Source organism: Pseudomonas sp. 18175 (assembly GCF_050432925.1).
GTDB lineage: Bacteria > Pseudomonadota > Gammaproteobacteria > Pseudomonadales > Pseudomonadaceae > Aquipseudomonas.
The window spans coordinates 167,173-192,809 of sequence record NZ_JBKFTO010000001.1 but is presented as its reverse complement, the minus strand read 5'-3'; the positions used below and the strand labels follow the sequence as shown (position 1 = coordinate 192,809).

Genomic DNA, 25,637 nt, shown 5'->3' with positions numbered 1-25,637 from the left:
TATCGATTGCAGCCGGTATGCTTGGCCCGCAACCTCATGGACGCCCGCTATGACTCTTACAGAATTACGCTACATCGTTACCCTCGCCCAAGAGCAGCACTTCGGCCACGCGGCCGAGCGTTGCCATGTCAGCCAGCCGACGTTGTCGGTAGGCGTGAAGAAGCTTGAAGACGAACTCGGTGTGCTGATTTTCGAGCGCAGCAAGAGCGCCGTGCGCCTCACCCCCGTGGGTGAAGGCATCGTTGCCCAGGCCCAGAAGGTACTGGAGCAGGCGCAAAGCATTCGCGAGCTGGCCCAGGCCGGCAAGAACCAGCTGACCGCTCCGCTGAAAGTCGGCGCCATCTACACCGTCGGCCCGTACCTGTTCCCGCACCTGATCCCGCAACTGCACCGCGTCGCGCCGCAGATGCCGCTGTATATCGAAGAAAACTTCACCCACGTACTGCGCGACAAACTGCGCAATGGCGAGCTGGACGCGATCATCATCGCCCTGCCGTTCAACGAGGCGGACGTGCTCACCCTGCCCCTCTACGACGAGCCGTTCTACGTATTGATGCCAGCCTCCCACCCGTGGACGCAAAAAGACACCATCGACGCCGGCCTGCTCAACGACAAGAGCCTGCTGTTGCTGGGCGAAGGTCACTGTTTCCGCGACCAGGTGCTCGAAGCCTGCCCGACCCTGACCAAGGGCAACGACGGTGCCAAGCACACTACGGTGGAATCCAGCTCCCTGGAAACCATCCGCCACATGGTCGCGTCCGGCCTGGGTATTTCGATCCTGCCGTTCTCCGCCGTGGACAGCCATCACTACGCCCCCGGCGTGATCGAAGTGCGTCCACTGACGCCACCGGTGCCATTCCGTACCGTGGCCATCGCCTGGCGCGCCAGCTTCCCACGGCCCAAGGCCATTGAGATCCTCGCCGACTCGATCCGCCTGTGTTCGGTGGCCAAGCCGACTGCTGCGAGCTGAGCAACCGTATGACTGAGTTGTCGCAGGTGTCGGTGACGGCACTCAAGGGTGTCGGTGAAGCCATGGCCGAGAAGTTGGCCAAGGTCGGCCTGGAGAACCTTCAGGACGTGCTGTTCCACCTGCCCTTGCGTTATCAGGATCGCACCCGCGTGGTGCCGATCGGCCAATTGCGCCCTGGGCAAGATGCGGTGGTTGAAGGCACCGTCAGCGGTGCCGATGTGGTGATGGGCAAGCGCCGTAGCCTGGTGGTGCGCCTGCAAGACGGCACCGGCGGCCTGAGCCTGCGCTTCTACCATTTCAGCAATGCGCAGAAGGAAGGCCTCAAGCGCGGCACCCGCGTACGCTGCTACGGCGAAGCCCGCCCCGGCGCGTCGGGCCTGGAGATCTACCACCCGGAATACCGCGCCATCACCGGCGACGAACCGCCGCCGGTAGACACCACGCTCACGCCAATCTACCCGCTCACCGAAGGTTTGACCCAACAGCGCCTGCGCCAACTGTGCACGCAAACGTTGACGATGCTCGGCCCCAAAAGCCTGCCCGACTGGCTCCCGCTGGAGCTGGCCCGCGACTATCAACTGGCGCCGCTGGACGATGCGATTCGCTACCTGCATCACCCACCGGCCGATGCCGATGTGGACGAACTGGCCCTCGGTCACCACTGGGCCCAGCACCGCCTGGCCTTTGAAGAACTGCTGACTCACCAACTGTCCCAGCAACGCCTGCGCGAAAGCATGCGTTCCCTGCGCGCGCCCGCGATGCCCAAGGCCACGCGCCTGCCCGCGCAATACCTGGCCAACCTGGGCTTTGCGCCCACTGGCGCCCAGCAGCGGGTGGGCAACGAAATCGCCTACGACCTCAGCCAGCAAGAACCCATGCTGCGCCTGATCCAAGGCGACGTAGGCGCCGGCAAGACCGTCGTCGCCGCCCTCGCCGCCCTGCAAGCACTGGAAGCCGGTTACCAGGTGGCGCTGATGGCCCCTACCGAGATCCTTGCCGAGCAACACTTCATCACCTTCAAGCGCTGGCTCGAACCGCTGGGCCTGGAAGTGGCGTGGTTGGCGGGCAAGCTCAAGGGCAAGAACCGCGTAGCCGCGCTGGAACAGATCGCCGGTGGCGCACCGATGGTGGTAGGCACCCACGCGCTGTTCCAGGACGAAGTGAAGTTCAAGAACCTGGCCCTGGTGATCATCGACGAACAGCATCGTTTCGGCGTGCAGCAACGCCTGGCCCTGCGCCAGAAAGGCGTCGGCGGGCGTATGAACCCGCACCAGTTGATCATGACCGCCACGCCCATCCCGCGCACCCTGGCCATGAGCGCTTACGCCGACCTCGACACTTCGATCCTCGACGAACTGCCCCCCGGCCGAACCCCGGTCAATACCGTGCTGGTCACCGACACCCGGCGTGTCGAAGTGATCGAACGCGTGCGCGGCGCCTGTGCCGAAGGCCGCCAAGCCTATTGGGTGTGCACGCTGATCGAAGAATCCGAAGAGTTGACCTGCCAGGCCGCCGAAACCACCTATGAAGACCTCACCAGCGCCCTCGGCGAACTCAAGGTCGGCCTGATTCACGGGCGCATGAAGCCTGCGGAAAAGGCGGCGGTAATGGCCGAATTCAAGGCCGGCAACCTGCAACTGCTGGTGGCCACCACGGTGATCGAAGTGGGCGTGGATGTGCCCAACGCCAGCCTGATGATCATCGAAAACCCTGAACGCCTGGGCCTGGCCCAACTGCACCAATTGCGCGGCCGCGTCGGCCGAGGCAGCGCCGCCAGCCATTGCGTGCTGCTGTATCACCCACCGCTGTCACAGATCGGTCGTCAGCGCCTGGGCATCATGCGCGAGACCAACGACGGGTTTGTCATCGCCGAAAAGGACCTGGAACTGCGCGGCCCCGGCGAAATGCTCGGCACCCGCCAAACCGGACTGCTGCAATTCAAGGTCGCCGACCTGATGCGCGATGCCGATTTGCTCCCCGCTGTACGCGATGCGGCGCAAGCGCTGCTGGAGCGCTGGCCGGAACATGTCAGCCCGCTGCTGGATCGCTGGCTCAGGCACGGGCAGCAATACGGCCAAGTGTGACGCCTGACTCACTAATACGACCAACAGATGTATCAAGCTGGTTATACTTCTGTGATTGTACGAAATTGGACCAGGCCATGTCAGAAGTTGCCCTCGCTACAGCCCCAGTGACCGTCCCGCCGGTCATTCAGGCTCTGCTCGCAAAGCTCGCCATCCCCTACAAGGAAGTCGCCGAACACCCTGGCCTGAACCCTGCGCGCAAGGTGCAGGCCGTGTTGCTGGAAGATGCGGTGGGCGCACTGATGGTGCTGTTCCCGCAAAACCAGTTGCTCGACCTCAACCGCCTCGCCGAACTCACCGGCCGACGCCTTACGGCGGTGTCGCCGGATCGCGTCAAGCGCATGCTGGATAAGCATGAGCTGAGCCTGCTGCCAGGCCTGCCGGCCCTGACCAGCTCGCCGTGCCTGTACGAGGAGAGCTTGCTCAACGAGCCCAGCCTGCTGGTGCACTCGGGCGAAGCCGGGCTGCTGCTGGAAATCGCCAGCGCCGACTTCAAGACCATGCTCACCAAAGCCAGTGCCGCGCACTTCGGCGAGCCGCTGAGCAATATCCGCCCCAACCTCGACCGCCCCAACGATGACCGCGAGGAAATCACCCAGGCGATGCAGGCGTTCACCGCCCGTCGCATCCAGCAACGCCTGGAAGCAACCATCGAGATCCCGCCGCTGGCCGACACGGCGCAGAAGATCATCAAGCTGCGGGTCGACCCCAACGCCACCATTGATGACATCACCGGCGTGGTGGAAACCGACCCGGCCCTGGCTGCCCAGGTTGTGAGCTGGGCTGCATCGCCGTATTACGCCTCGCCAGGCAAGATCCGCTCGGTGGAAGACGCCATCGTGCGCGTGCTGGGCTTTGACCTGGTGATCAACCTGGCTTTGGGCCTGGCTCTGGGCAAGACCTTGAGCCTGCCCAAGGACCACCCGCACCAGGCCACGCCGTACTGGCACCAGTCGATCTACACCGCCGCCGTGATCGAAGGCCTCACCCGTGCCATGCCCCGTGCCCAGCGCCCGGAAGCCGGCCTGACCTACCTCGCCGGCCTGCTGCACAACTTCGGTTACCTGCTGCTGGCCCACGTGTTCCCGCCGCACTTCTCGCTGATCTGCCGTCACCTGGAGGTCAACCCGCACCTGTGCCACAGCTATGTGGAACAGCACCTGCTGGGGATCAGCCGCGAGCAGATCGGTGCGTGGTTGATGCGTTACTGGGACATGCCGGACGAACTGTCTACGGCCCTGCGCTTCCAGCACGACCCGACCTATGACGGTCAGTACGCTGAATACCCGAACCTGGTGTGTTTGGCGGTGCGCCTGTTGCGCAGCCGTGGCATTGGCTCCGGGCCGGATGAAGCGATTCCGGATGCGCTGCTTGAGCGTTTGGGGCTGAGCCGGGACAAGGCTGAGGAAGTGGTCGGTAAGGTGTTGGATGCTGAGGTGTTGTTGCGTGAACTGGCGTCCCAGTTCAGTCAGAACTGAATCTGTAGCCTGTTGGACCGCTTTCGCGAGCAAGCCCGCTCCCACAGTTGACCGAGTTCCAACATGAGAATGCGGTCGAATGTGGGAGGGGGCTTGCTCCCGATGAATCCACCTCGGTCTACCTGAAAGCCTACTTCTATTTCTTCGGCTTCAAATACTTGGTCAACCCCTGGAACCAAATCACCAGCGCCGGGTTGCCCTTGATCTGGATCGACTTGTCCTGAATCCCCGTCATGAATGCCAGTTGCTTGTTCTTCGCCTGCATCGTGGCGAAGCCGTAGGCGGCATCTTTAAAGGCGATAACAAACGCAGGCGACGGGTGAGCACCCGAACGGCTGGTAATGCGTTGGTCTTTGACGATGAAATGACGGGCGACTTTGCCGTCGAGGGTCTGCAACTGGAACGCCAGGTCTTTGTCACCCAGCTGTTGCTGGAACGCAGGGTTGGTGCGGCTGGCTTTGCCCATCATCAGGCCCAGCACCCACAGAAGAAGACGAAATTTCATGCACACGGCCTCGGTGTAATTATTGAGTGGCCGCAGCAGTGTAACGATTTGCAAAAAGAACGCCACCGATCTTGCGCATTGGCGGAAGATCGGCTGGCGTTTGACGCTTATAGCAGCATGTTACTTAAACGTTTGGGCAAGGCACCGGCGCCCAGTCGGCCAGGTTCGGATCGCGGCACGAGCCTTCGAGCTGCGCCTTACCGGCGCTGGCGACCTGCTTGCTTTCAGCTTGCTTGGCCTGCACGGTCTGGATGCTCTTCTCGGTGGTCACCGCTTCTTTGGGCACAGTTGGCAGTACGGGCTTCTTCGCCGGTTTCACGGCCTTCTTACCTTTGGCCGGCGGGGTCACCGGTGTGGTATCGGCAGTGGCCACGGTCACTACGTCGGTGCGCTGCACGCCCACTTGTTGCAGGTCTTTCTCGTAGGCCTGGGTGTAGTTGTTCAGGTCTTCGCTGGCTTTACCGTTGACCGCGACGATCAGGTCATTGGATTCCTTCAGGCCCGCGACGATTTCCGCCAGGCGCTTGCGGCCTTCGGTGTCGTTGACGGTCTTGGCCTTGCGGTCATTGACCAGCTTGGTGAATGCGCTCTGGTAGCACTGCTGCGACGCCTTGGCGTAGGCGGTGCTGCGGTCGATGTCGGAGGCGCTTTTGTTGAAGTCGGTGGAGTACGACGCGATGCGCTGGTTGTCATCGCTGATCTGCTTTTGACGCTCGGTGTAATAACCCGCCGCGCCGCCCGCCAGGGCGCCGCCGGCTGCGCCGATCGCCGCGTTACGGCCACGTTTTTCCTTGTCGCCGGTGAAGGCGCCCAGCAGTGCACCACCGGCTGCGCCGATGGCGGCACCGGTCACGACCGATTTGGTCATGTCCGAGTCAGTGGCACGCAGGTGCTGCACCGGCTCGTAGCAGTTGGGGTAGTACTCGACCTTGGTGCTCGACGCGACCTTGGAGGTCGGCGACGTGGCGCAACCGGTCAGCACGGTGCTGAAGCCTGCGGCGATCAACAACAAGTGACGCTTGGAAACCGTCTTACGGGAAAAAAGCATAGGTCTGTTCTCTGTTTAGTTTGACTTGCCCAGCACGGCCCACCGCCGCCTGAGTCCCTTCCAAGCTCGCCATACAGCCAGCGCTCATCGCTGACCGCTCGCTGCGAGCAATTCCTTCAAGATCGTCGCCGGGTCGGCCCGCTGTTGTTTGCGGTAGTTGCCGACATGGCGGACGAACAGTGTCGCGCGCGTCACCAGGCTCTTGCCGAGCACGGGCTTGCGATCCAACTCTTCCTTGATGCGTTGAAACTGCGCCTGGATCACCGCGTCGGTGTAACGCGTGCCGGTGGCCAGGTTGTCGATATAGATCGCCACCGCGCCATCGAGGGCGCTGCGGCCATTGGCGATGGCCATGTCAAACAGCTGCGCGCTGGCCTCGTCCTTGTTGTCCTTGGCCTGCTGGCGACTCTTCTGCAGGTTGGCCAGGCGGATGTTGTAGTTGCTGATGGTCTCGGCCACCAACGCGGCCGACTGGATCAGGTTGCCCGCCGCTTCTTCGCGTTGCTGGGCGATCAGCGAAACGTTGCGCTTGAGCTCTTCGTTGACCAGCCCCAACTCGGCTTGCAGCTTGGGGTCGGCACTGGCGGCGATGATGCTGTCCAGGCGCTTGGTCGGGTCCTGGGCGTCGTCGATGGCATCGGTCAGCGCGGCCAGGCGGCCTTCTTTCTGCCACTGGGCGAACAACTCCTTGTAGCGCGAACGCGGCGCCGACAGCGCACCAATCGCCACGCGAAAACCGGTGGTCTCGTTGCTTTGTTCGGTGCCATCGGCGGCGAACAGCGGGTACTCGCGGCGCATGCCGGTAAACAGCGTGCCCTCGCCTTCTAGGTAGTTGCCGCCCTTGACCACAAAGCCGCCGTAGGTGCCTTGGCGGCGCCCGGCGTGCACCAGTTGGAAGGATTCCTGGACCATTTCGGCGGCGTTGCCAATCACGTCAAACATCCCGATGGGGTTGGGCAACTTGGTGCCGATAGGCATCAGCCGCGCAGCCTGGCCCGTCCCTCCGGCGACCTGGTTGAACACCGCGTAATCCCCCAGCGGGCCATCGCTGTCGCTGCCTTCGACACGGCGCGGGAACAGCCGCCCTTCCAGGTCCTGACGGCTCACCGCCTGGCCACCGCGTGCAGCGAATTCCCACTCCACTTCGGTGGGCAAGCGCACAAAGCCGAGGCCGCCATCGTCGGCCGACGAACCACGCCCGCTCACCGGCAGCAGGTCGCGGTGGTATTTCATCAACCAGGCGCTGTACACCGCCGAGAACCGTTCGGCTTCAAAGCGCGACAGTTTCACCTTGGGCAAACGCCCAGGCATGCCGGTGGGCACATCACAGGCCGGGGCAGGTTCGCCGCTGGCCAGGGACTGGGCCTGGGACATCACCTGGGCATACTGGCGGGCGGTCACTTCGTACTTGCCGATGAAGTACAGCATGGGCTTGAGCGGGGTCTTGGCGTCGGTCTTCGGCATCAGCGGCGCGATGACTTTGTTCCAGTCTTTGGGCAAGTCCTTGAGGGTGAACTGGCCGTTGATAAAGTCGCGGCGGTAGCCAGAAATAAACGACTGCTGATAACCCGCCTCGCCTTCGGCAAAGGGGTAGCCGAGGCTGATCTCGCGGTCATCCAGGGTGCCTTGGGCCAGCACGTAGGCGTAGCGGAACACCATGTTGCCATCGCACGGCAGCGGCAGGCTCACGTCACCTTCCAACGGTTTGGGGTTGTCGAGTTTGTCGCTCGCCTCATCGGCCCACGCCATCGAGGCCAGGCTCAGCACCACACAGGCGCTCAGTAACTTATACATCTCTGATTCCTTCAGAAGCCTGGATACGCGCCACTCGCCAACCGCCACAGGCCGCCGCCACGGCGCTCACGCCCATGACTGCAACCAGGGCCAGGCCGTAATGGCGCGCCAGCAGGTGGCTGGCGTACTCGCCCGGCACCTGCACAAAAAGTTGATTCAAACCCGCCTCGGCCACCCCATACAAGCCAGCACTGAGGACGGCGGCAAACCCTGCGCTGTACAGCGCCTGCATCACCACAAACAGCAACAGCCCACCGGTAGAAAACCCCAACAGGCGCAACACCGACAATTCCCGACGCTTGCGCGCCACCGCCGCCAACGCTCCGGCAAAGATCGCCGCAAACGCCCCCGCCAGTGCCAGCCCGGCGATCACCCAGAACACGATCGACAGGTTGCGGCTCAACGACTGTACCTGGGCAATGGCCTGGGCCTGGGTCGAGACCAACAGGTTCTGCGCGGCGAACAACAACCGCAGCGGCTCCACATCGCTAAGGTTGCGGGCGTACAAGCGAAACGCCGGATACACCCGCTGCTCGCTCACGCCCACCGCCTCACCTTCCCAGCCCAACGCCAGCACGGCGCGGCCGTCGCGATAATCTTCCGCCGCTTCCAGCAGGCCCAAATCGGCAAACAAGCCGTCACGGGCGAATGCTTCCAGCGGCAACACCGCCAGCACTTGCAAACGCGTGTGCTGAGCCTCTACGCGCCCCGCCACTTGCCGTGCAAAGCTGGTTTGCAACCAATCGCCGGGCCGGGCCGCGAGCTTTTCGGCGGCGGTGTGGCTGAGCACGATCTGGTCGAGGCCCTTGGGCATCGGCAAACCATCGAGCAACGGGTCACGCGGTGCGGTGGGCAGCATCTCCAGGGTTAGCGCGCCGACCTGCGCCGTCGCAGCAATCTGGCGTGTACGCGGCACTGCAAACGCCACATCCGCGCGCTCGCCAAGCTGCTGGATAAACGCGCTGCTAAATCGACCACCGCCCAGCGGAATAATTTCACGGGTCGCGGGGTCGGTCTCCAAACGTTCGGTCAAACTGCTAACCAGTCCAAATTTCAGGCCGAATAACACCAGTAACGGCGCGATCACTGCCACCAGCGCCAACACCGAACAGGTCGACAGCCAGGCGTCGTTGCGATAGTCCTGCCACGCCAGCGAAGCCACCAGACCCAGGCGCATCAGCACGCCTCCCCGAGGGTGGCGGTGACGCCGCCATCGGTATCGCGACGGCAACGGATGCGCCGCACCTGCAAGCCACTGGCGCGGGCCAGGGGTTCGTCATGGGTGGCGATCACGCAGGCCGCACGGTGCTCGCGGGCCTGAGCCAGCAGCGCCTGCATCACGCGCTCGGCGTTCAGCGGATCGAGGGATGCCGTCGGCTCATCGGCCAGCACCAATTGCGGCGCATGGGCCAAGGCGCGGGCACAACTGACGCGCTGGCGCTGGCCCACCGACAATGCCGCCGGTTTCTTCGCCAACTGATCGCTGATTTCCAACTGCTCAGCCAAGCGCATCACGCTGCCATCGTCCTTCAAGCCCAGCAGTTGCCGGGACAGCGCGATATTGCCGCGCACATCGAGAAAGCCCAGCAGCCCACCGGTTTGCAGCACATAGCCCAAATGCTGGCTGCGCAATTGGGCCAGGGTGGTTTGCCGATCAGCCCGCCACAGCGCGCCGATATCGACCTGATTGAAATCGAACTGGCCCACCGAATCCGGCGCCAACACCAGCGCCAGCAAATCCAGCAAGGTGCTTTTGCCGCAGCCGCTGGGCCCGACAATCGCCACCTGCTCACCCGCCCGCAGCGCCAACGCCGGAATCACCAGGCTATAGCGCTGGCTACCGACACCCCGGCTCTTGTGCACTGCGCTCAGGTTCAGCATCACGGCAGCGTCGACAACGGCACGCGGTACAACGCATCACCCGGTTCGGCAGCGCCGAAACGGACCCAGTTGGCCACATCATTGTGGAAGGTTTCATAGAGGCGGATTTTCGAATCCAGCTCGTCGATAAAGTCTTCCTGCTCGGCCACGCTCAACGACAGCCACAAGTCCTGGGTCATGTTCAACGACTTGCTGCGGTACGGCAGGCCTTCCAGGTACTCGCCGAGGATGCCGCCATCGGCCAGGTTGCCGCCTTTGCGTAGGGCTTGCGGGTCGCGGCTCATGTAGGCCGAGGCGCTGGCGATTTCCTGGAAAAAATCCTTGGGCGAGGTCTGGGTTTTGCGCGCCGCATCGACGATCAGTTTCAGCGACTGCTGCAAGTCGTTGAGCTGCAACTTGGTGAGCATCACGCACACCTGAAACGCCGGCAGCGCCGGGTTGGTAAGGTCGCGGTCAGCGGTCCAGGCGCTGACCAGTTGCGGCGCCTGGCTCGCGGCTTTGCGCCCCAGGAAGTCCATGTGCATGGCGTAGCCGACCGCTGCGGATTTGTCCGCCAGGCTCGGTGCGCTATTGAGCAATGGCACCGGCTGCGGCGTGTTGCTGCGCACTTGGTGCACAAGGTTGGCGAACACTGTGCCGATCTCATCCACCCGCTCGCCCAGCTTGCGTACATCACCACCGGGCACCGGCGTGTAGAGATCGCCGATCTGCGGGTTGGCGTCGGCAGTAAGGATGCGGTATTGGCTTTCAGCACCGGCGTGGGTCTTCTTGCCGGCGTCGGTACGCAGGTGCAGGGCGTAGATCTTGATCTGCTTGCCCAGCGCAGCCTGGCGCACTTCGGCTTCGTTCATTTGGGTGGCGGCGAACGGGTCGTTCTTGCGCAGGGCACCGGCGTCGGTGACCAGTAGGATGATGCGCCCACCGTAGCCAGACCAGTCCATGCCATCCACCGCCTGCATCACCCCGGCGAACGCATCTTCGTTGAAGGAATGGCTGGACACGGTGGACGCCTTGACCTGGCGCGCCAGGTCGAGGAAGCGTTGCGGGTCGCGGCCTTGATCCAAGGTGATCAGGGTTTTGGACACGTATTCCAGCCCCGGCGTCTTCTGGGTGCTGCTGCGAAAACCCACCATGCCGAAGCTGACGCTGTCCAACTCGCCACGCTCGGCGATGCGGGTTTGCAGCTCGTGCACCACGTCGCGGATCTGGTCGATATAGGGCTGCATCGACACCGTGGTGTCCACCACCAGCACCACCGCCGTGCGGAAGGCATCGGCGTTGGCATTGAGCACAGGCGTCGCAGGTTTCGCCACGGCGCTGGTGCCAGGGTCGATGGACGCCACATTGAGCAACTGCACCGGCGTGCCGTTTTCGTCGAAGCTCTCTTTGGAATCGAAGATCGGCAGCAGGTAGAACTGGTTTTGCGGCACTGCGCTGGCGGTGGGTTCCAGGGCCAGGATCTGACTATTGTCGTCGCTGTTTTTCTGCGCCTTGGCCAATACACCTTTGGCGGCAGCTGGGTCGGCGAGCAGTTTTTCCACTTCGCTGGGTTGGCGCAGGAACATCACGGGCGCGCGGCCCGAACGCTCGGTGAATTTGAGCACCAGGCTCTGCTTCCAGTCGCTGACCTGGGATGCGGGCAGCCAGCCGTCGCTGCGGCCATCGGTGGCGGTGCCGACGCGCACCCACGGGCTGCCGTCGATGTCTTTGCGCTGGTACACGTAGAGCACGGAGAACGCCGGCAATGCCTTGCCCGGCGCACTGCCTGCATCAGAAGAAAGCTTCGCTCCCGGCTTGCTGAGGACGCGCTGGAACAAGGTTTTCTTGCCCGCCATCAGCAACGGTCGCTGGCCGCCGTCCACTTCGGCAACCGCTGGCACCTCTGTAGGAACAACGGCAACGGGCGGCTTAGCCACAGGCTCATCGCTACCGCTCAACCACCAATAACTGGCGCCGCCAATGGCCAAGGCAACCGCCACCGCAATGCCCGCCAGCGCCAACACCGGGCCGCGACGTTGCTCGCTGTGCTGAGTCGGCGGCACCACCGGTTGGCGCACCGGCTGGGGTTTATCGGTGGGAATCTCGATGGACTCCGGGGTAATCCCCCCCAGATCAAAACTCAACGGTATCGGCAACGGCCGTACCAGCGTGGCTTCTGACGAGTACACCGGCAACTCATCCAGCGCCCGCAGCAACGCCGCTGCGTCCGGGTAACGCTCGGCCGGGTCCTTGGCCAACAGCTTGCGCAACACCTGCTGGTAACGACCGTGGTGCACCGGCAATTCCGGCAGCGGTTCGGTCAGGTGCGCCAGCGCCGTGGACAGCGCATCGGTGCCGCTGTAGGGCAGCTTGCCGACCAGGATTTCGTAGAGCACCACGCCCAGCGCATACAGGTCGGCGCGGCCGTCGATCTCCTGGCCCCGCGCCTGTTCCGGGCTCATATAGCTCGGCGTGCCCACGGCAAAACCGGCCTGGGTGAATTGGGTGCGGTCGTCCAGGGACTTGGCGATACCGAAGTCCGACAACACCGCCGTCCCATCGGCACGGAACAGGATGTTCGCCGGTTTGACGTCGCGGTGCACCAAGCCCTGAGCGTGGGCGTAACCCAGCGCCGAAGCGATCTGGCGGATCAGCGTCACCCCCTGCTCTGGCGTCATGCCTGCGGCGATACGCTCCTTGAGCGTGCCGTTGGGCAGGTACTCCATGGCCATGTAATACAGCTCACCGACATTGCCGATGTCATGGATGGTCACCGTGTGCGGGTGGGACAAACGCGCCAGGGTCTTGCCCTCGCGCAAAAACCGTTCGCAAAAGGTTGGGTCAGCCGCCAGCGCCGCCGCCATCACCTTCAACGCTACCTTGCGCTCCAGCGACCGCTGGGTCGCCAGATACACACTGGCCATGGCGCCTTCGCCGATCTCGCCTTCGATGTCGTAGCCAGGAATCTGGATGTTCATGCCGAGACCTTCACGACGATAGTGGTGATGTTGTCCGGCGCACCCCGGTTAAGCCCCAGGTGCACCAGGCTGCGGACGATTTCGTCCGGCGCGTCGTGGCTGAGCACGTCGCGGATCTCATGGTCTTCGACGGTCTTGTTCAGGCCATCGCTGCACAGCAGGTAGCTGTCGCCAGGGGCGATCAGCAGGTCGACCGCCGACAACTCAAGCTGGGCTTCCACGCCAATGGCGCGGGTGACGATATTGGCGCGCGGGTGCACACGGGCGTCGGCCTCGCTGAGCAGGCCGCTGTCTTGCAGGTCTTGCACGTAGCTGTGGTCGCGGGAGATGCGCTCCAGCACGCCATCGCGCAGGCGGTACAGGCGACTGTCGCCGGCCCACAGGCACACGCCGCGCAGGCCACGGGCGGCCAGCAGCACCACGGTGCTGCCCATCAGGGTCACGCCCCGGTTGGCGGTTTCTTCGCGCACGGCAGCGTTGATGCGCAGCAGGTCATTGCGCAGCGCTGCGCTGTATTCCTCAAGGGAGCGACCCAGCGGCACATTGCGCAGGCTGTCGACGATCAGGCTGCTCACGTAGTCCCCCGCCGCATGCCCGCCCATACCGTCGGCCACCACCCACAGGCGGTTTTCCGGCAGGTCCAGGCACGCGTCTTCGTTGACCTGGCGCACCATGCCCACATGGCTTTTGCTCGCGGATTTGTACATCGCCCCCATCTACACCACACCTTCTTGTCCGAGCAAAAACTGCGCAAAAACGTCGGCGGCCGGCAGGCCCTGGCACCGTGATAAACCAGGCCGAACCCGCTCCGAACCCCGTCCCCACCACACGCTGGCACCGACACAGGCCTGTTCGGCGAGGGCACTCATGCGTCCAAAGGGCAGGGTTTGAGCCACTCGCGGCTCACAGGGCGGAACGCCCAGCGCGTCGAAGCCAGCGTTGAAACCTTCAAAAGTCGCGCCCGCGTCCAGGGTGCTGAGCAACAGGTCTTCGGCCTGTTCAAACCAGGCGTCCGGGCCGCCCACCAGGGCGGCGGGATTGGTGTCGTGATCCAGCAACGCCACCACCGCCAGCGGAAAGTACCGACCGACCCGGTCAATACTCGGCATCACCACCCCCACCGCGGCATCCGGCCCGCACACGCCGGGCGCCAACACAAAGCGCCACAATGGGCTGACCAGGTACACGTTGAGCCATTCACCGCCGAGGCTGTGCTGGCTGGCAAGCAAACCTGCCGCCAGCCAACTGTCCCACGGGCCGATAAAACTCTGGGGCAAGGCGCGGCTCACGAAATCCCCGCGACTGGCCAACTTGCCGTAGAAACCCAGCGTCGTCATAGCCGCTCCGGCAGGCTGAAACCGCTGAGTACCCGGCTCTTGAACGGGTTGAACGCACTGTTGGCGCGCAGCTCGTAAGCGATGCTCGCCCCATCCACCCGCAGGCGCAGGTTGAAGCGGTCCGGCGAGTTGCCGGCGGTGAGGTCCGATTGCTCCAGCAGACGGAACCAGGCCCACGGGCCGTCCAGGGTCACGCCGGAACGGCCGCTGGCCGCAGGCGGCATGATCGAGATTCGCACCACGCCAATGCTGCCGGGGTTCGGCCATTGCATCGCCACCGGGCGGCTGGGGCCGTGGTCGTAGCTCAGTTGCTGGCCGTCGAGGTCGAGCAAGAACTGGGTGATGCTCGGGTCCATCGACACCGGCTTAAGCTCGAAACGCACGATGGGCTGGGTACCACCGGCGCGGAAAAACGCATCACGAATGCTCGCGGCACGCTGGAAGGTTTGCAGCACCCCTGGGGCAATCCCGAGCTTCTGCGCCGCCCCCGGCTGCCAGCGCCAGGTCTGGGCGGAAGTGTCCACGTACGGCTGCAGGTATTTGCGGAAGTAGTTATCCATCACCCCGCCCACGCCGAAGAACATGCCGAAGTCATCCAGGGTCGCGTCTCGCGCACTGCCCGGCGACATGGGGTAACGTCCGGCCAGCGACTGGCGATAGACGTTGACCACTTCACTCATCCAGGCTGCGTTCAGTTGGTTGCGCACCCCGCCCATCATGCTGTTGGTGGTGGAGTTGACCACTGACTTGACCATGCCCTGCACCAGCGGCGGCTGGCGTTCGGCATTCAGGCTGACGCGGGTGGCCGCTGCCGCTGCCTGGTTCTTCGCTTCCCCCAGCAACGCATCGCCGCTGGCACCCACCATGGCGCTGACCTGCACATACAACGCGTTCATGTCCGCCAGCAAACCGTCGATAGCCGCCGGTTCGCCTTCGTTTTTGCTGACGATGCTGTTGAGTTCGGCAAAGTGTGCGGTCACTGGGTCATCCGCTGCCACCGCCGTATTGGCGGTCGCTTGCTCCTGCCCCAACAAGCTGCCCAGGCGCTCCTTGAGCTTGTCGACACCGCCTTCCACCGGCACACCTTTGGCGGCCAACTGGCGTTCCTCGGCTTGCAGATCGGTTTCCTTGGCCACCGCCACCAACAGTTTTTTCAACGGCGAGGTCGGCCCGGAAATTACCCGCAGCACATCGGCCGCCTGGGCCACGCTGGTGATCGGCACAAAGTCGATATCCGCGAGCAAGGCATCCCACTGGCGCTGGTAGTCCTGGAAATACAAGCGGCGCACATCGGCAGCCAGGCTCACCACGTTCTGCTGGTCGGCTTGCTCGTGGCCCAATACCCATTGCTCTTCGGCCAGGGTGCCGGTCTGGTTCAGGCTGCTCAGCAGGAACGCTTGGCGATAGCCCTTGGCAGTAAAGAACCCACTCAGCGGCTCACCCAACGGCTTGCCACTTTTGCGACTGAACACCAGCGCGGCATCGCGGCCGGCGGCTTCGTTGATCCGAAAATCCGCGATGCCTTCGGGCAGTTTCTGGCGCTTGACCCGGTCGTAGACGCGCTGAGCCACCGGCAGTTGCTGCAACTGGCGGCGCAGATCGTCGATCAAGCGTGGGTCCAGGCGCGCATTCGGTGGGTGGCGTTCGAACAACGCCTGCAAGTGCCCGGCCAAGGCCTGGCGCTGATCGGCCGGCAAGTCGCGGGGCAGGTTGCGGTCCCAGTCGAGAGCAATCCAGGCCTTGATGAAGTCCGGGTCGTAGTGCTCGGCGTCAGCCAGCATCAAGTAAGCCTTGAGGCCTTCGTAGAGGAAGTCGGAGTTGCCGCCGCCGTGCAGTTGCTCTTCGATGCGCGTGACCAAACGCGGCGCGAACACGGCGATCAGCAGCTTGCGGTAGACGCTGGCGGACTCGGCTTCAAGCATATCGCCCTGGTACAACCCCAAGCCTTCGGACCAGCTCGGCGAATCCCCCGCCAGGTTTTTCACCGCGTTGAGCAGCGGCAGCACGGCGAGGATGTCGCGCTGGGCCGGGCTCAAGTTCTGCACGCTCTGGCCCAGCGGCGCGACCTTTTGGTCGACCTGGGCGATGTAGGCCTGGTTGGCGCGGTAGCTCACCCACCACAAGCCGCTGACCACCACCACTGTCGCCACGGTAGCGGCGAGTACACCGCGTGCGATCCATTTGCGTCGACGTTCGACCTTGGGGTTCACCCCCACCAATCCACGTTCGGCAAACGCCACGGCGGTGAACAGTTTTTCGATGAAATAGCTGCGCCCGGTGCCGCTCTGGCGCGCCAGGTGCTGGCGGTCCAGGTTCATGCTCTGGGCCATCGCGCCGATCAGGCGGTCAATCGGGCTGCCTTCCTGGGTGCCGCTGGTGAAGTACACACCGCGCAGCAACACACGCTCCTCGAAGGCATTGGGTTTGAACACGCCCTCAAGGAAGCTTTGCAGGCAGTCTTTCAACGCGCCGAACTGCTGCGGGAAGCCGTAGATCAGGTCGCGCCGCGCCGGGTCGCGTTCTTGTTGCAGGCGCTCCACCAAGCGTTCGTTGAGGCGCTGTTCCAGGCCTGCGAATTCGCTTTGCAGGTGGGCCAGCGGGCTGTCGCTGTTTTTGCCGTCGTCCAGGGCGAAGGTCATGCCCCACACCTGGGCGCGCTCTTCTTTGCTCAGGTTGTCGAAGAACTCCATGAAGCCCGGCACCAGGTCGAGCTTGGTGAGCATCAGGTAGATCGGGAAACGCACGCCCAGTTGGGTGTACAGCTCCTGGATACGCAGGCGGATCGCAGCGGCGTGGGCGGCGCGCTCGGCATCCGTACCGAGCAGCAGGTCCGACAGGCTGATGGCAATGAACGCACCATCGATGGGGCGGCGCGAACGCTGCTTTTTCAGCAGGTCGAGAAAGCCCAGCCACGCGGCTTTATCCACCGTGGAGTTGCTGTCCTGGGTGGTGTAGCGCCCGGCCGTGTCGAGCAATACGGCTTGATCGGTGAACCACCAATCGCAGTTGCGCGTACCGCCGACGCCACGCACGGCACCAGCGCCCAACTGGGCGGCCAGCGGGAAGTGCAGGCCGGAATTGACCAGTGCGGTGGTCTTGCCCGAACCCGGCGGGCCGATGATCACGTACCACGGCAGCTCATACAGGTTGCGGCGCTCATCGCCGCCGAGCTTGGCCTTTTTCAGCAACGCCAAGGCCTCATCCATGCGCTGGCGCAGGGTGGTGAGTTCTTCGGCGGTGGCCACGCTGTTGGGGTCGGCGGGGGTTTCGGCGGCCAGGCTGCGCATCACTTCGGCGGCCTGACGGCGGGCCTGGATGATGCGCAACACGCGGTAGGCGAGCCACAGCGCAAACACCAGAATGATCAGCGCCCAGCGGCGCCCTTCCGGCACCAGCACGTCGAGCAACGGCCCGACAAACCAGATGATCAGGCTCAGGGCGATCAGGCCCAGCACCGGGATCACCCAGCGAATCATGAAACTGAAAAACGCCTTCACTCGACGCCCTCCGCCAATACGGTGATTTCTACCCGACGATTGCGGGCGCGGCCTTCGGCTGTGCTGTTGGTGGCCACCGGCTCGGTGTCACTGCGCCCTTCGGCACTGAAGCGCTCGGCCTGGCCGGTCTTGGCCGCGAGAATCTCCAGCACCGACTTGGCCCGCGCTTCGGACAACGCCCAGTTGGACGGGAAGCGCAGCGTGGCAATCGGGCGGTTGTCGCTGTGCCCGGTGACGCGCACCTGGCCCTTCACTTTGCGAATCGCGTCGGCAATGCGCAGCATCAGTGGCTGGTAGTCATCGACGATGCTGGAGCTGGCGGAGGCGAACAGCTCATCGCCACGGATGGTCACGACCGAACGGTCCACCGCATCCTCGACGGCCACGCGACCAGCCTTGATGTCTTCCGCCAAGAAGCCCGCCAGGCGCGGGCGCTCAATCACTCTGGGCTGCGCCACCGGACGGTCGATGGCCTGCACCGGGATCTCGCCCAATGCATGGATGTTCTTGAATACCGGCTCGGCATCCGAGGCCAGCTTGAGGCGCAAGCCAAACAGCAGCGCCAGCAACAGCGCCACGCCAATGGCCACGGCGATCCACGGCGGCATGAATTGCGCCAGGCGATCCCGCGCCACGGTCACGCCACGCCAATGCGGCGACAGCTCGCGCTCGTGTTCGCCACGGGCACTGCGAATCGCCGCTGCGGTACGCTCGCGCAACGCTTCCAACTGGCTGCGCCCGTCATTCATCACGCGGTAGCGGCCTTCAAAACCCAGGCACATGCACAGGTACAGCAACTCCAGCAGGTACAGGCGTTCCCGTGGGCTTTGCAGGCAATGGTCGAGCAACTGGAAGACTTTTTCGCCGCCCCAGGCTTCGTTGTGCACGGTGATCAGCAGGCTCTGTTTGCCCCAATCACTGGTGCTGCCCCACGGCGTGCTCAGCACGGCTTCATCGAGGGCGGTGCACAGTGCGTAGCGGGCCAACAGCACTTCGTTGCGCGGGATGTTGGCGGCTTCGGCGCGCTCTTCGAACTGGCGCAGGTAGGCCAGCAACTGCGCGCGCAGGCTGGCCGGCGCCGGGTGGGCGATGGTGTTGCGCAGGCGCGTCAGCAGGGCCAGCAGCGGGCCGGCGGCGCTTTCCAGCGGGTTGAGACCCTGGCTTTTGCCGGTGAGCATCGGCGCGGCCGGCACCGACAAAGGCGCAGGTTCGGCACGCACCGGCGCAGGCTCTCGGCCACCTGGGCGCGGCATGAACTGGGTGCGGTCGTCATCATTGGGATGCATCGCGGATTATCCTCGGATCGCCCAGAAGGCCAGGTTCAAACCCGGGAACTGCCCGGCGATGTGGAAGGCGAAACCGCCGGAGTTCTGCAACTGCTGCCAGTGCTCACTGCCCCGATCCAGCTCGTAGTAGGTGGAGCCGACGTGGAACGGAATCTGGCGTGGCGCCACCGGCAATGGCTGCAAGGTAATACCCGGCAGTTGCAGGTTGACCATGTCGCGGATGTGCTCCACCGAGCCCACCTTGCTCTGCTGGCCGAAGCGTGCACGCAGGGTTTCGCCGGGCACGTCGGCGCGCACCACCAGGATGAAGCTGGCGTTGTCGAGCAAGGTCTTGTCGGCCAGCATCGCCACGTGGATGCCGTAGGCCTTCTCCACAATCGGGATCGGTGTGGCTTTGCTGTCGATCAGCATCGACAACGCTTCGCGCAGTGCCGCCATCACCGGGGCGAAGCTCAGGGCCAGTTCGTCGTGCTGGTATTGCGGGTATTCCTGGGGGCGGCGGCCCGAGGTGGAAAAGGTCGAAAACTCACCGGCCAGGCTCACCAGTTCACTGAAAAAACGCTCCGGGTGCAGCGGGCTCAGTTGGCTCAAATGCTGGATCAGCGGTTGGGCGCGGTTGACCAGTTGCAGCAACAGGAAGTCGGCAAACTCCGACGCGCCACCGGCACCCGAGGCAACCACACGCCCGGCCAGGGCTTCACCACGCTGGTGCAGCAGGCCCAGCAGTTCACTGCGAAACGCCGTCAGCGGTTTGCTCGCAGCCACGTCCAGTACCGGCGGGATGTAGGAGTCGTCGAGCACCAAGGCGCGGTCGGCGCGTTTTTCCTTGATGCGCACCAGGCCGATGGCGGCGTAATCGCTGATACCGTCTTGCGCGGTCAACAGGCGCAGGGCACGGGAGCCCACGGCCACCGGTGCACGGTTTTCGAAAGGGGCGTTGTCGTCGCGCACTTCGCGCACCTGGCTCACGTAGCGCGCCGCTTCCAGGGCTTCGCCCTCGTCCACGGTGTCACGGGCGCCCGCGCGTTTGAGCGGCAAAGCCAGGTACACCAGGCCGTCGCGCAGGTGGTCGTCGATATTCAGCGGGCTCGGTGCCAGGTCATCCTGGGGAATGTTGAACGGTGTGCCATCGGGCAACAGGCCGCGCGCCGACACAATCGCCAGCTTGCCCTGGGCCAGCAGGCCCTGGTCGATCAGTAACTCGGAGAACCCCCAGGCGCCTGCGGACAATGGGCGGCTGCGGGCGTCGATCAGGTTTTCCAGGTAACGGTCATGCTGCTGGAAGTGCTGCGTTCCAATGAACATGCCTTCCGACCAGACCACGCGATTGTTCCAGGACATGGGGGCTCCGATTGCTTCTTATTGGGCAGGGCTGGATGGGGGAGCCACGACGTCGGCGCGCACGGCACGCACATCGAGGCTGATCTGGTATTCGGTGTATTGGCGCGGCGGTACGGTCACGACCGTGCGCCATTGGGCGCGGTCCAATTCTCGGTAGCCGACTAACAGCCCGATCTGACGGGTGGACGGGTCGAGGTCGCGCTGGATGCTCAGTTGCTGGCCGGGGTGCACCACCACTTCATCCTGGTCCAGCAGGTCCAGGCCCAGGGTGGATTGGGCGCGGTCAGCCAGGGAGAAGTAATCGGAACGGGAAAAGGTGGCGGCGTTTTTCAGCTCGAAAATGCGCACCCGCACCGGGGCGGCCTGGCCATTGGCGCCGGGGTTAAGCCCGTCGATGGCGTGAAAGTGCAGCTCAATGGCGGCAGTGTCTGCTTCGGCCTCAGCCACCGCTTCGGGTTTGGCCGGGTCACTGGCACACGCCGCCAGCAGAAGCAGTGTGGCAACTGCGAGTAAAAACCTGGGAATCATCCTGCGTCCTCAATGACGTATTTAGCTATCCGTTAATCCATGTGTTGCGGGTCAGCGCCGCTGCCGGGCGCTGTGGTCTTCGTAGGCCCGGCTGAATTCGCGGCCAAACAGGTCCTGGAAGTCTTCCTGGGCCTCACGGGAAATATTGCTGTAGAGCTCGGTGAACTGCTGCCAGTACTGGGCCTGGCGCGAACCGTTGAACAAGCTCGACAGCCCACCCGGCTTGCCCATGCGCTCTTCCAACTGCGCTGGTTCGAAGCGCGTGAGCAAGTGTTTTATGGCGGCTTCCACCCCGGCCATTACCGCCAGTTGGTGGGCGCGCAAATCGTTGAAACTGTCACGCACGGCCGCGTCGGGTGCCATAAACGCTTGGTTGCCATGACGAAGCAACAGCAGTAACGCTTCGTCAGCATTGGGGGCGAATTTCAACGGATTGTTTTCAGCAGGCTGGATCATCGTCTGCTGCATACGGAACTCACCCTTGAGGCTGGCACGGGCGCGCAGCACGTCGATCAGGCCTTCGACCATAAGGCGATAGCTGCGGCCGATGTTTTCCATCTGCGCCTCAGCCTGGGCCTTGTCCAGGCTCAGTTGATCCAGCCCGGCGCCGCGCAGGAAGGCTTGCAGCAAGTCCGGCTGTTGGCTGTTTGCCACGGGGAGCACAGGCTCAACCACAGGTGGCGGCTGGATGATGGGGGCTGGCGGCGGCGCAACGGCGGCTGGCGCGTCGCCAAACAGGTCCCAATCCTCGGGAATCACCGCGCCCGACACCACCGGCTTTTCGACCGCAACCGGGGTCGGCGGGCGGAAGTCATGCTGCTCGGCCGGCACATGATCGGCCACGGTGGGCGGTGGCACGGCGGCAGGGCTGAGGAAGTCGAACAGGTCCGGCAGGGTGTCCATCGACGAGGCACCCTGGAACTGCGGCGCGATCGCAGGCGTGGGCGTCTGCGGGCTGGCTACGGCCCCCATCAGCGCTTCAAAGCTGTTGGGTGAGTCGCCAGCAAAAGATTGGCTGTCGACGGCCTGCACGTTGAAGTCGATACGCGCCTGAATCTCGTAGTCGCCGATGCGGATCAACTCGCCATCTTGCAATAGCTCGCTGTTTCCCCGGCGCATGCGAATACCGGCTTTAACCAACTCCACACCGTTGGTGCTGTTATCGGTTAAATAATAACGACCGTCTTTGTATTGAATAACGCAATGTTGCGAGGACACCAGGCGCTCTGGGTCAGGCAATACCCAGTCATTATCAGAACTGCGGCCAATCGCCATCGCGCCCTGATTCATGGACTTTTCGGGGCATTGCCCAGGGGTAATCTTGTGATAACTAGTGATAGTCAAACACAGCGACATCTTGCCTCCTTGCTGATACTTCGCGCGCGGTAGATTCCCAGGACAACGGCTCCCGGGAGATCCCCATCCGGTCATGCAACCGACCGTCTACAACCTGCTTTTTCCCGCATGATCGCTGATCTTAACTGGGCTCCATGACAAAAATCCTGTCCCGGTGCGCCGTTCGACCCACCAGTCGCGCAGGTTGTTAAGCACCGCACATCTGTCACAGAGGGCGAATAGCTTACCTTGACAAGGCGTAAGTACTACACCAAAAATGCACAACTTCGCATAGATCAGTGATGGCACACTAGTGGCGTCCTGCTTATATGACCGAAAAAACATGCAAAGTTCCTCGCGCAACTAATGCATGAATTGCCCGCCATCTAACGGGCTGATAGGGAGATCAATTTCAGTGGATGTGCCGTTGCTGCTCACCGCCGTTTCCGCGACTTCGCCGTGTGGTGAAGACATGGAATATGACGCGGACTTTCTACAACTAGAGCGTGCCGCCAAGGGCCAGCCCGAGCGCAGCATGGGCGACGCCATCCTGCCTGCCGAGCCGCCGGAATGGCGCAGCATCCAGCAGCAAAGCCTCGACCTGTTGCAGCGCAGCAAAGACCTGCGCATCACCCATTTTCTGGTGCAAAGCGCCCTTGCCTTGCAAGGCATTGCAGGGTTTGCCGAAGCCCTCGCCCTGATCAACGCGCTGCTGCGCGACTACTGGGCCGAGCTGCACCCGCGCCTGGATGCCGACGACGATAACGACCCCACCGTACGCATCAACGCCCTCACCGGCCTGACCTGCGACACCAACATCCGCCTGCTGCGCGAAAGCATCCTTACGCGCTCGCGCACCTTCGGCCCCGTGAGCCTGCGCGCGGCGCTCAACGCCAGCGGTTTGCAGAACTTTGCCGATGAGCAATTGGGCGCCCAGCAGCTCAATGCGGCATTCCTCGACAGCGACCCCGAGCAGCTGCAAGCCACCCGTGACGCCTTGAGCGCAGCGCGTGCGGCCTGCGAAGCCATCGAAGAACAGGTCAACGATCAAGTCGGTTCCGCCCAGGGCGTGGACCTCAGTGCCTTGAAGCAACCGCTCAAACAGGCGTTGCAGATACTCAACCAAGCAGTGCCCGGCAGCAGCGTTCCCGAGGCCGTCAGTGAAGACAGTGCCCCCTCGGTCGAATACGCCGCCGCCCCCGCAGCACCCCGCCCGGTCGGCGACATCGCCAGCCGCGATGACGTGCTGCGCAGCCTCGACAAGATCCTTGCGTACTACACCCGGCACGAGCCTTCGAGCCCGTTGCCGGTGCTGTTGAACCGGGCGAAGAATCTGGTGCACGCCGACTTCGCGGCGATTGTGCGCAACCTGATTCCCGATGGCATGTCCCAATTTGAAAACCTGCGCGGCCCGGACGACGAGTAAGGCGTCCGGCAGTCCAGTAACAACACCGTCGCTCAAGCGACCAGGAGCAGCAACGTGGCGAAGCAAAGTTCTCAGAAATTCATCGCGCGCAACCGTGCGCCTCGAGTGCAGATCGAGTACGACGTCGAGCTCTACGGCGCCGAAAAAAAGGTCCAGCTGCCCTTCGTGATGGGCGTGATGGCCGACCTCGCCGGCAAGCCCGCCGAGCCGCTGGCACCTGTGGCCGACCGCAAGTTCCTTGAAGTGGACGTCGACAATTTCGACTCGCGCCTCAAGGCCATGCAGCCGCGCGTGGCCTTCCACGTTCCGAACGAGCTGACCGGCGAAGGCAACTTGAGCCTGGACATCACCTTCGAAAGCATGGACGACTTCAGCCCCGCCGCCGTGGCGCGCAAGGTTGATTCGCTCAACCAACTGCTCGAAGCCCGCACCCAGTTGGCCAACCTGCTGACCTACATGGACGGCAAGACTGGCGCTGAAGAAATCATCATGAAGGCGATCAAGGACCCGGCACTGCTGCAAGCACTTGCCAGCGCGCCCAAGCCTGTAGGGGACCAGTAATCATGACGGACAATACCGCCCGCGAGGGCAGCCAGATCCTCGGCACCCAAACCGAAGAAGCCAGCGAGTTCGCCAACCTGCTGCTGCAAGAATTCAAGCCCAAGACCGAGCGTGCCCGCGAAGCCGTGGAAACCGCCGTGCGCACCCTGGCTGAACAGGCGTTGGCCCAGACTGACCTGGTGTCCAACGACGCGATCAAGTCGATTGAATCGATCATCGCCGCCATCGACGCAAAGCTCACTGCCCAGGTCAACCAGATCATCCACCATCAGGATTTCCAACAACTGGAAAGCGCCTGGCGTGGCCTGCACTACCTGGTCAACAACACCGAGAGCGATGAGCAACTCAAGATCCGCGTGCTCAACATCTCCAAGCCGGACCTGCACAAGACCTTGAAGAAATTCAAGGGCACCGCGTGGGACCAGAGCCCGATCTTCAAGAAGATGTACGAAGAAGAATACGGCCAGTTCGGCGGCGAACCTTACGGCTGCCTGGTGGGCGACTACTACTTCGACCAGTCGCCACCGGATGTGGAACTGCTGGGCGAGCTGTCCAAAGTCTGCGCCGCCATGCACTCCCCGTTCATTGCAGCTGCATCGCCGACCGTGATGGGCATGGGCTCGTGGCAAGAACTGTCGAACCCGCGCGACCTGACCAAGATCTTCACCACCCCGGAATACGCCGGCTGGCGCTCCCTGCGTGAATCGGAAGATGCGCGCTACATCGGCCTGACCATGCCGCGCTTCCTGGCGCGCCTGCCGTACGGCGCCAAGACCGACCCGGTGGAAGCCTTCGCCTTCGAAGAAAACACCGACGGTGCCGACAGCTCCAAGTACACCTGGGCCAACGCCGCCTACGCGATGGCGGTGAACATCAACCGTTCGTTCAAGCACTACGGCTGGTGCTCGCGCATCCGTGGCGTGGAGTCCGGTGGTGAAGTCGAGAACCTGCCAGCCCACACCTTCCCCACCGATGACGGTGGCGTGGACATGAAGTGCCCGACCGAAATCGCCATCAGCGACCGCCGTGAAGCGGAGCTGGCGAAGAACGGTTTCATGCCGCTGCTGCACAAGAAAAACACCGACTTCGCCGCGTTCATCGGCGCCCAGTCGTTGCAGAAACCGGCCGAATACGACGACCCGGACGCCACCGCCAACGCCAACCTGGCCGCGCGCCTGCCGTACCTGTTCGCCACGTGCCGCTTCGCCCACTACTTGAAGTGCATCGTGCGCGACAAGATCGGTTCCTTCAAAGAGAAGGACGAGATGCAGCGCTGGTTGCAGGACTGGATCCTCAACTACGTGGACGGTGATCCGGCGCACTCCACCGAAACCACCAAGGCCCAGCACCCGTTGGCGGCGGCCGAAGTGATCGTGGAAGAAGTGGAAGGCAACCCGGGGTACTACAACTCCAAGTTCTACCTGCGCCCGCACTACCAGCTGGAAGGGCTGACCGTGTCGCTGCGTTTGGTGTCGAAGCTGCCTTCGGCCAAGGGCGCATAAATAATCGGGACCGGCTCGCTCCCTGTAGGAGCGAGCTTGCTCGCGAAAAACTCAAAGACGCCGCGACCATCCAGGATGCCCGCGTCATCGTTAACGACCTTCGCGAG

General features: G+C 63.4%; 19 protein-coding genes. 6 read left to right on the top strand and 13 right to left on the bottom strand.

All coding sequences use genetic code 11. The features are described 5' to 3' along the window. The first annotated feature begins 49 nt into the window (after positions 1-49). From ACLD1Y_RS00800 to ACLD1Y_RS00790, 3 genes are all read left to right on the top strand, one after another. A complete protein-coding gene (locus ACLD1Y_RS00800) occupies positions 50-970 on the top strand; it encodes a hydrogen peroxide-inducible genes activator (protein WP_122511903.1) in 921 nt (306 codons plus the stop codon). Between the two features lie 8 nt (positions 971-978). Then, positions 979-3,054 carry an ATP-dependent DNA helicase RecG gene (gene recG, locus ACLD1Y_RS00795; protein ID WP_429474613.1) on the top strand — a complete coding sequence of 692 codons (2,076 nt, stop codon included), beginning with the start codon at positions 979-981 and terminating at the stop codon, positions 3,052-3,054. A gap of 77 nt (positions 3,055-3,131) precedes the next feature. Further along, positions 3,132-4,532 carry an HDOD domain-containing protein gene (locus tag ACLD1Y_RS00790; protein WP_429474611.1) on the top strand — a complete coding sequence of 467 codons (1,401 nt, stop codon included), beginning with the start codon at positions 3,132-3,134 and terminating at the stop codon, positions 4,530-4,532. Positions 4,533-4,668: 136 nt separating this feature from the next. Here the strand turns inward: ACLD1Y_RS00790 and ACLD1Y_RS00785 are convergent, their stop codons facing one another. The 13 genes from ACLD1Y_RS00785 to tagH form a co-directional block, all read right to left on the bottom strand. Beyond that, the gene (locus ACLD1Y_RS00785; protein WP_429474609.1) at positions 4,669-5,037 is read right to left on the bottom strand and encodes a helicase; all 369 of its coding nucleotides are present in this window, start codon (positions 5,035-5,037) and stop codon (positions 4,669-4,671) included. Between the two features lie 124 nt (positions 5,038-5,161). Next, entirely contained in the window at positions 5,162-6,085 is a 924-nt protein-coding gene (gene tagQ / locus ACLD1Y_RS00780; RefSeq protein ID WP_429474607.1) for a type VI secretion system-associated lipoprotein TagQ, read from the bottom strand. Between the two features lie 84 nt (positions 6,086-6,169). Further along, entirely contained in the window at positions 6,170-7,879 is a 1,710-nt protein-coding gene (locus ACLD1Y_RS00775) for an SUMF1/EgtB/PvdO family nonheme iron enzyme (protein ID WP_429474605.1), read from the bottom strand. After that, a complete protein-coding gene (locus ACLD1Y_RS00770) occupies positions 7,872-9,056 on the bottom strand; it encodes an ABC transporter permease (protein ID WP_429474603.1) in 1,185 nt (394 codons plus the stop codon). Before ACLD1Y_RS00770 ends, ACLD1Y_RS00775 begins: the two co-directional genes overlap by 8 nt. After that, positions 9,056-9,760: an ABC transporter ATP-binding protein gene (locus tag ACLD1Y_RS00765; RefSeq protein WP_429475350.1), complete on the bottom strand. Its 705-nt coding sequence runs from the start codon at positions 9,758-9,760 to the stop codon at positions 9,056-9,058. The genes ACLD1Y_RS00770 and ACLD1Y_RS00765 overlap by 1 nt, the downstream gene beginning before the upstream one ends. Further along, complete coding sequence (locus tag ACLD1Y_RS00760) at positions 9,760-12,717, bottom strand: serine/threonine-protein kinase (protein WP_429474601.1); 2,958 nt, start codon at positions 12,715-12,717, stop codon at positions 9,760-9,762. Before ACLD1Y_RS00760 ends, ACLD1Y_RS00765 begins: the two co-directional genes overlap by 1 nt. Continuing rightward, complete coding sequence (locus tag ACLD1Y_RS00755) at positions 12,714-13,433, bottom strand: PP2C family protein-serine/threonine phosphatase (RefSeq protein ID WP_429474599.1); 720 nt, start codon at positions 13,431-13,433, stop codon at positions 12,714-12,716. Before ACLD1Y_RS00755 ends, ACLD1Y_RS00760 begins: the two co-directional genes overlap by 4 nt. Beyond that, positions 13,434-14,054 (bottom strand): type VI secretion system-associated protein TagF, encoded by a 621-nt coding sequence (gene tagF / locus ACLD1Y_RS00750; RefSeq protein ID WP_429474597.1) that lies wholly within the window; start codon positions 14,052-14,054, stop codon positions 13,434-13,436. It lies immediately after the preceding gene. Next, the gene (gene tssM, locus ACLD1Y_RS00745) at positions 14,051-17,551 is read right to left on the bottom strand and encodes a type VI secretion system membrane subunit TssM (protein WP_429474595.1); all 3,501 of its coding nucleotides are present in this window, start codon (positions 17,549-17,551) and stop codon (positions 14,051-14,053) included. The genes tagF and tssM overlap by 4 nt, the downstream gene beginning before the upstream one ends. Then, on the bottom strand, positions 17,548-18,837 hold the full coding sequence (locus tag ACLD1Y_RS00740) for a DotU family type VI secretion system protein (protein WP_429474593.1): 1,290 nt from the start codon (positions 18,835-18,837) through the stop codon (positions 17,548-17,550). Before ACLD1Y_RS00740 ends, tssM begins: the two co-directional genes overlap by 4 nt. Before the next feature lie 6 nt (positions 18,838-18,843). After that, positions 18,844-20,178 (bottom strand): type VI secretion system baseplate subunit TssK, encoded by a 1,335-nt coding sequence (tssK, locus tag ACLD1Y_RS00735; protein ID WP_429474591.1) that lies wholly within the window; start codon positions 20,176-20,178, stop codon positions 18,844-18,846. 18 nt (positions 20,179-20,196) lie between these two features. Beyond that, entirely contained in the window at positions 20,197-20,706 is a 510-nt protein-coding gene (gene tssJ, locus ACLD1Y_RS00730; RefSeq protein WP_429474589.1) for a type VI secretion system lipoprotein TssJ, read from the bottom strand. A gap of 51 nt (positions 20,707-20,757) precedes the next feature. Next, the gene (tagH, locus tag ACLD1Y_RS00725; RefSeq protein WP_429474587.1) at positions 20,758-22,062 is read right to left on the bottom strand and encodes a type VI secretion system-associated FHA domain protein TagH; all 1,305 of its coding nucleotides are present in this window, start codon (positions 22,060-22,062) and stop codon (positions 20,758-20,760) included. A 394-nt stretch (positions 22,063-22,456) separates the two neighbouring features. Between tagH and tssA the strand changes: the two genes are divergently transcribed. From tssA to tssC, 3 genes are read left to right on the top strand one after another with little or no spacing between them, the layout of a single operon-like run. Beyond that, on the top strand, positions 22,457-23,467 hold the full coding sequence (gene tssA, locus ACLD1Y_RS00720) for a type VI secretion system protein TssA (protein ID WP_429474586.1): 1,011 nt from the start codon (positions 22,457-22,459) through the stop codon (positions 23,465-23,467). A 54-nt stretch (positions 23,468-23,521) separates the two neighbouring features. Further along, positions 23,522-24,028: a type VI secretion system contractile sheath small subunit gene (gene tssB, locus ACLD1Y_RS00715; protein ID WP_135289293.1), complete on the top strand. Its 507-nt coding sequence runs from the start codon at positions 23,522-23,524 to the stop codon at positions 24,026-24,028. A 2-nt stretch (positions 24,029-24,030) separates the two neighbouring features. Beyond that, on the top strand, positions 24,031-25,530 hold the full coding sequence (gene tssC, locus ACLD1Y_RS00710; RefSeq protein WP_429474583.1) for a type VI secretion system contractile sheath large subunit: 1,500 nt from the start codon (positions 24,031-24,033) through the stop codon (positions 25,528-25,530). Positions 25,531-25,637 lie beyond the last annotated feature (107 nt).

What these genes read in the sequence shown, in the direction of transcription:
- tssC (WP_429474583.1), top strand. Translation starts at nt 24,031, where the DNA reads ATGACGGACAATACCGCCCGCGAGGGCAGCCAGATCCTCGGCACCCAA.
- tagQ (WP_429474607.1), bottom strand. Translation starts at nt 6,085, where the DNA reads ATGCTTTTTTCCCGTAAGACGGTTTCCAAGCGTCACTTGTTGTTGATC.
- ACLD1Y_RS00800 (WP_122511903.1), top strand. Translation starts at nt 50, where the DNA reads ATGACTCTTACAGAATTACGCTACATCGTTACCCTCGCCCAAGAGCAG.
- tagF (WP_429474597.1), bottom strand. Translation starts at nt 14,054, where the DNA reads ATGACGACGCTGGGTTTCTACGGCAAGTTGGCCAGTCGCGGGGATTTC.
- ACLD1Y_RS00785 (WP_429474609.1), bottom strand. Translation starts at nt 5,037, where the DNA reads ATGAAATTTCGTCTTCTTCTGTGGGTGCTGGGCCTGATGATGGGCAAA.
- ACLD1Y_RS00760 (WP_429474601.1), bottom strand. Translation starts at nt 12,717, where the DNA reads ATGAACATCCAGATTCCTGGCTACGACATCGAAGGCGAGATCGGCGAA.
- ACLD1Y_RS00770 (WP_429474603.1), bottom strand. Translation starts at nt 9,056, where the DNA reads ATGCGCCTGGGTCTGGTGGCTTCGCTGGCGTGGCAGGACTATCGCAAC.
- ACLD1Y_RS00740 (WP_429474593.1), bottom strand. Translation starts at nt 18,837, where the DNA reads ATGCATCCCAATGATGACGACCGCACCCAGTTCATGCCGCGCCCAGGT.
- tagH (WP_429474587.1), bottom strand. Translation starts at nt 22,062, where the DNA reads ATGTCGCTGTGTTTGACTATCACTAGTTATCACAAGATTACCCCTGGG.
- tssJ (WP_429474589.1), bottom strand. Translation starts at nt 20,706, where the DNA reads ATGATTCCCAGGTTTTTACTCGCAGTTGCCACACTGCTTCTGCTGGCG.
- recG (WP_429474613.1), top strand. Translation starts at nt 979, where the DNA reads ATGACTGAGTTGTCGCAGGTGTCGGTGACGGCACTCAAGGGTGTCGGT.
- ACLD1Y_RS00765 (WP_429475350.1), bottom strand. Translation starts at nt 9,760, where the DNA reads ATGCTGAACCTGAGCGCAGTGCACAAGAGCCGGGGTGTCGGTAGCCAG.
- ACLD1Y_RS00755 (WP_429474599.1), bottom strand. Translation starts at nt 13,433, where the DNA reads ATGGGGGCGATGTACAAATCCGCGAGCAAAAGCCATGTGGGCATGGTG.
- tssK (WP_429474591.1), bottom strand. Translation starts at nt 20,178, where the DNA reads ATGTCCTGGAACAATCGCGTGGTCTGGTCGGAAGGCATGTTCATTGGA.
- ACLD1Y_RS00790 (WP_429474611.1), top strand. Translation starts at nt 3,132, where the DNA reads ATGTCAGAAGTTGCCCTCGCTACAGCCCCAGTGACCGTCCCGCCGGTC.
- ACLD1Y_RS00775 (WP_429474605.1), bottom strand. Translation starts at nt 7,879, where the DNA reads ATGTATAAGTTACTGAGCGCCTGTGTGGTGCTGAGCCTGGCCTCGATG.